The sequence below is a fragment of the Streptomyces lonarensis genome (genome assembly GCF_012033735.1).
GTDB classification, from domain to species: domain Bacteria; phylum Actinomycetota; class Actinomycetes; order Streptomycetales; family Streptomycetaceae; genus Streptomyces; species Streptomyces lonarensis.
Map to the genome: position 1 here is coordinate 1 of NZ_JAAVJD010000299.1, position 5,239 is coordinate 5,239.

The 5,239-nt window shown below is 74.6% G+C and carries 4 protein-coding genes; all 4 read right to left on the reverse strand.

All coding sequences use genetic code 11. The features are described from left to right. Nucleotides 1-163: 163 nt before the first annotated feature. Nucleotides 164-685: a DUF779 domain-containing protein gene (locus HCN56_RS23185; protein ID WP_167974242.1), complete on the reverse strand. Its 522-nt coding sequence runs from the start codon at nt 683-685 to the stop codon at nt 164-166. After that, nucleotides 685-2,202, reverse strand: a complete 1,518-nt coding sequence (gene exaC / locus HCN56_RS23190) for an acetaldehyde dehydrogenase ExaC (protein ID WP_167974244.1) — start codon at nt 2,200-2,202, stop codon at nt 685-687. The genes HCN56_RS23185 and exaC overlap by 1 nt, the downstream gene beginning before the upstream one ends. Before the next feature lie 221 nt (nt 2,203-2,423). Further along, nucleotides 2,424-3,272, reverse strand: a complete 849-nt coding sequence (locus tag HCN56_RS23195; RefSeq protein ID WP_167974246.1) for a helix-turn-helix domain-containing protein — start codon at nt 3,270-3,272, stop codon at nt 2,424-2,426. A gap of 481 nt (nt 3,273-3,753) precedes the next feature. Further along, nucleotides 3,754-4,935, reverse strand: coding sequence for a S1 family peptidase (locus tag HCN56_RS23200; protein ID WP_167974248.1), 1,182 nt, complete (start codon nt 4,933-4,935; stop codon nt 3,754-3,756). Nucleotides 4,936-5,239 lie beyond the last annotated feature (304 nt).

Consider the following 5,239-nt stretch of genomic DNA (forward strand, 5'->3'; position numbering starts at 1 on the left):
CGGTGGGGCCGGGTGGCCGCCCGGCCCCACCGCCGCAGGTGCGCACCGGTCGGATGCCCACCGGCCGCCGCGTCATGCACGTCCCGGAACGCCGGTTCGCCGCAACTGCCGACAGACGCGGCGCGGCGGCCGAACCGGCGGGGCCGGCGCGGTCAGGGCGCGGTCAGGGCGAGGCATCCGCGCCGGTGGGAGGCGGCGGGGCGGCCTCGGCCCGGGCGTTCTCCTCGTCGGTCATCACCCGGGAGCGGAGGAGGAACCTGACCCCCTCGGGCGCCTCCAGCGAGAAGCCGCTGCCGCGCCCCTCGACCACGTCCACGGTGAGCACCGTGTGCTTCCAGTAGGCGTACTGATCGGCGCTCATCCAGAACGGCGTGCCGTCCGGCAGCGTCTCCAGCAGCACGTCGGAGGCGCCGACGCGGAACTCGCCGCGCGGGTAGCACATCGGCGCGCTGCCGTCGCAGCACCCGCCGGACTGGTGGAACATCAGCGGGCCGTGGCTCTCGGCCAGCCGGGCCACGAGCCGGGAGCCCGCGTCGGTGAGCCGGACCCGTACCGGGGGGCCACCGGCTTCCGGCCCGTCGGCGGCCTCCGGCCCGCCGCCCGCCGCCGTGTCGGCGGCGGGCGTACCGGCGGGCGGTGGCAGCGCGCCGCCCTCGGACTCGAACTCGTCTGCCGGGGTGGTCATCAGAAGAGTCCGTCCCGCTTGGTCGAGTAGCTGACCAGCAGGTTCTTGGTCTGCTGGTAGTGGTCGAGCATCATCTTGTGGTTCTCGCGGCCCATGCCGGACTTCTTGTACCCGCCGAACGCGGCGTGCGCCGGGTAGGCGTGGTAGCAGTTGGTCCACACCCGGCCCGCCTTGATCTCGCGGCCGAGCCGGTAGGCGTTGTTGGCGTCGCGGGTCCACAGGCCGGCACCCAGCCCGTACAGCGTGTCGTTGGCGATCTTCAGCGCCTCGTCGACGGAGTCGAAGGTCGTCACCGACACCACCGGGCCGAAGATCTCCTCCTGGAAGACCCGCATGTCGTTGGTGCCGCGGAAGATCGTGGGCTCCACGTAGTAGCCGCCGTCGAGCCCCTCGACGGTGCGGGCGTTGCCGCCGGTGAGGATCTCGGCGCCCTCCTGCCGCCCGATGTCGAGGTAGGAGAGGATCTTCTCCAGCTGGTCGTTGCTGGCCTGCGCGCCGATCATCGTCGCCGGGTCCAGCGGGTCGCCCGCGACGATGGCCTCGGTCCGTGCGACGCAGCGCTCCATGAACGCGTCGTAGATGCGGGAGCTGACGAGCGCCCGGGAGGGGCAGGTGCAGACCTCGCCCTGGTTGAGGGCGAACATCACGAACCCCTCGACCGCCTTGTCGAGGTAGTCGTCGTCGGCGGCGGTTACGTCGTCGAGGAAGAGGTTGGGGCTCTTGCCGCCGAGTTCCAGCGTGACGGGGATGATGTTCTCGCTGGCGTACTGCATGATCAGGCGGCCGGTCGTCGTCTCCCCGGTGAAGGCGACCTTCGCGACGCGCGGGCTGGAGGCCAGCGGTCGGCCTGTCTCCGTCCCGAAGCCGTTGACGACGTTGACGACGCCGGGCGGCAGCAGGTCGGCGATCAGCTCCATGACCAGCAGCAGGCTGGCCGGGGTCTGCTCGGCCGGCTTGATGACCACGCAGTTGCCGGCGGCGAGCGCGGGGGCGAGCTTCCAGGTGGCCATCAGGATCGGGAAGTTCCACGGGATGATCTGGCCGACGACGCCCAGCGGCTCGTGGAAGTGGTACGCGACGGTGTCGTGGTCGATCTCCCCGATGCTGCCCTCCTGCGCGCGGATGACGCCGGCGAAGTAGCGGAAGTGGTCGACCGCCAGCGGCAGGTCGGCGGCGAGGGTCTCGCGGACCGGTTTGCCGTTCTCCCAGGTCTCGGCGACGGCGAGCCGCTCCAGGTTCTCCTCGATGCGGTCGGCGATGCGGTTGAGGACCCGCGAGCGTTCCGCGACCGAGGAGCGGCCCCAGGCCGGGGCGGCGGCGTGGGCCGCGTCCAGGGCCAGTTCGACGTCCTCCGCGGTGGAGCGCGCCACCCGGCAGAAGGTGCGCCCGGTGAGGGGGCTGGGGTTGTCGAAGTACTGCTCCTTGACCGGCTTCACCCATGCGCCGCCGATGAAGTTCTCGTACTGCTTGTCGTAGCTGACGATGCTGCCCTCGGTACCAGGCTGTGCGTACACCATGAAGGTTCTCCCTCGGCACGGACCAGTGGTCGACGGCGGCAGCGCGACGGTCGGCGTCGCCCGGCCACCGTCCGCCGAGCGTGCCCGGCGGTGGTTGGCAGCGGGTTGGGACGCAGGTCAGCGGCGTGACGCGCGTCACGCCCCACCCGCCGGAAAGGCGGCGCCGCTCCTCCGGCGGTTCGCGCTCCCGAGGCGGTCCACGTTCCTCCGGCGGGCTCCGCTCAGTCGGCGAGGGCCGCGCTGAGCCGGCCCCGGACACCGGCGCGCCGGGGGTCGTCGGACGCGAGCCGCCGCAGGGTCTGCTCGTGCACCTCCGCGTCGTCCGGCGCGACGGCGCCGTAGCGCAGCAGGATCTCGGGGTCCTCGCTGCCCAGCACGGCGGAGCGGACGGCGACCTCGATCCGCCGGCGCCACAGGGCGACGCCGGGCGCGTCGGAGCGGGAGAGCAGCGGGCCCCGGTACCGGCGGACGACGGTGGCGAGGTCCCCGGCGTCCAGCGCGCGCAGCACCTGGACGGCGTCGCAGGTGACGGGCCGGGTCAGCGTGTAGCGCCGCGGGGTGATGTGGCCCCCGAGCGCCCGCCGCAGGTGGGAGACCTCGGCCTTGAGGGTGGAGTCGGTGACCGGCTGGTCGCCGTAGAGCGCGAGGCGGAGCGCGGCCGGGGTGAGCCCGAGGGGCTCCAGCGCGAGCAGGGTGAGGATCTCCAGCTGCCGGGGCGGGAGGGGGAGCGCCGCCCCGTCGCTGACGCAGTGCGCGGTCTCGCCGAGGCAGCGCAGCAGCAGCGGGCCGGGCGGCGGGGTGTCCGCCGTGGCCGTCCCGGGCGTGGACGCGCCGGTGGCGCCCGGCTCCTCGGGGGTCACCGCGCCGGGTGTTCCCGGCCGGGCGGCCGTGGCCGCCGGGGCTGGGTGCAAGGCGTCGGCGGTGCCGGGCGTGCCGGGGGCGTCCGCGGTGAATGTCGCGGGGGCCGCGGCGGTGGGTGGGTGGGCGGGTACCGGGCCGGTCGCGTCCGGCCACCCGACGCCGGCGAGGGCGGCGGACGGCGCGGTGGAGTACGGCTCGGACGCGGTCATGGGACCTCCGATGCGACGGAACGAACGGTGGAGGGAGACCTCCGACTCTGCCACGAACCGACCGCCGTCCGCCACGTCCGCCGGGCGCTCCGTGCGCCGCCCCGCCGGGCCGCCGCACGTGCCTGCCGCGACCGTTGGCCGGACCGGACAGGGACGTCGACCGGCCCGGGGAGGGCCGAGCGGCCGGTACGTGTCGACGTACCGGCCCCTCGCCCCGTGGCGTGCGTTTCCGCGCCCCGCGCGCCGTCTCACACCCGGCCCGTCCCGCACACCGGGCGGGGCGGGCCGGGTGGGACGCCGTCGGCACCGTCCCGCCCCGGGCCGACGCACGGAGTGCGGTCGGCGGGCACCTGCGTGCGCCGACCCGCCGGGGACGCGGCGAGTCGGCGGGTCGGGCGCGGCGCGGTGGGTCTCCCACCCGGGAGTGCACCGCGCCCGGCCGTGGGGTAAGGCGGTGTGCAGGGTCAGGCCGTGTGCAGGGTCAGGCCGTGTGCAGGGTCAGGCCGTAGCGGTCGAGGATCTCGTTGACCGGCTGGAACCAGGTCCGGCCGCCGTCGCGGCAGTTGCCGTAGCCGCCCGAGGTGACGCCCTGCGCCTGGTCACCGGTCAGGTAGGCGCCGCCGGAGTCGCCGGGCTCGGCGCAGACGGTCGTCCCGGTCATCTGGTACACCGGGCCCACGTCGTAGTTGACGGTGTCGTTCTTGGAGAGGACGGTGCCGCAGTGCCAGCCGGTGGTGGCTCCGGAGCGGCAGATGGAGGAGCCGATCGGCGCCTCGGCCGAGCCGCGGACCAGCTGGTCCGGTATCGCGCCCCAGCCGATCACGACGGGCACGGTCCACCAGCCGCTGCCGACGTTGACCCAGCCCAGGTCGTCACCGGGGAAGGACGATCCCTGGAAGTGCCCGATGTGGGTGTTGTCCCAGCCGCGGACGGCCTGACCGACGGAGCCGCAGTGGCCGGCGGTCACGAACCCGCCGTGCACCGAGAAGCCGATGGAGCACCCGGCGGTGTTGGTCCAGTACCGGTCGCCGCCGACGGTGCCGGCGGCGAAGGTGCCGGGCTGCTCCGGCGCGTCGGCGACGACGCTCACCGGACCGGCTGCCTCGGCCTCCGCGACGAACTCCTGGACACCGGGCGCGTCCTCCATGCCCTCGACCAGGTGCATCACCACGCTGTTGTCGCGGACGTCCACGCCCCAGCCGGCGACGCCCGCCGGCGCGCTCTCGCCGAGCTCGTCGATCTCCGCCTTGGTGGCGTCCAGCAGGGTCGCGCTGTGCTCGACGACCTCGGCCTCGGCGCCGGTCGCCTCGACCTCGGCGGCTGCCGCGGCGCCGGTCACCGCGACGGTGAGCGCGCCCGATTCGGCGTCGAACCAGCTTCCGGCGAAGGCGTCACCGGCGGCGTCCTCGGCCAGCGGTTCCAGGTCGGTGGCCGCGGCCTCCTGCGCCAGTCGCGTCAGCGCCTGGTCCTCGGTGAGACCGAGGTCCTGCTGCATGGCTTGGACGAGTCCGGCGGACGCGGTGGGGGAGGCGGCGGTGGCCGTGGTGGCGGTGGCGGCGGAGCCGGCCGCGAGACCGGCGGCGAGCAGGAGTGCGGACAGCCCCGCGCCGGTGGCGCGTCGCGTCGAGCGTCTGCGTGAGGTGGGGGAACTGCTGCGAGACATGGGGGAGTGCCCTTCTGTTGTTCCCTGGGTGGGGTGGAACAGCGAAGGCCGGGAGCGCTCTCGAACCCGCTGGGAGCGTAGAGGGGCCGCGGTGGCCGAGTCCAGGGCCGTGCGTTCCGGAACCACGGGCGGGCGGCGGGGGATTGGCCGGAAGTACCGGAGCGCGCCGCGTCGCACCGGTTCGCACGCGCGCCGGTGGTGCGCCCCCTCGGCCGGGGCGGCACGGTGCGACCCGGCACGGTGCGACCCGGTGCGGTGCGACCCGGTGCGGTGCGGCGCGGCGCGCTCCGGTACTTCCGGCCAA

Bases quoted from the DNA above. Each gene is read 5' to 3' on its own strand.
- HCN56_RS23195 (WP_167974246.1), bottom strand. From the start codon at position 3,272: ATGACCGCGTCCGAGCCGTACTCCACCGCGCCGTCCGCCGCCCTCGCC.
- HCN56_RS23200 (WP_167974248.1), bottom strand. From the start codon at position 4,935: ATGTCTCGCAGCAGTTCCCCCACCTCACGCAGACGCTCGACGCGACGC.
- HCN56_RS23185 (WP_167974242.1), bottom strand. From the start codon at position 685: ATGACCACCCCGGCAGACGAGTTCGAGTCCGAGGGCGGCGCGCTGCCA.
- exaC (WP_167974244.1), bottom strand. From the start codon at position 2,202: ATGGTGTACGCACAGCCTGGTACCGAGGGCAGCATCGTCAGCTACGAC.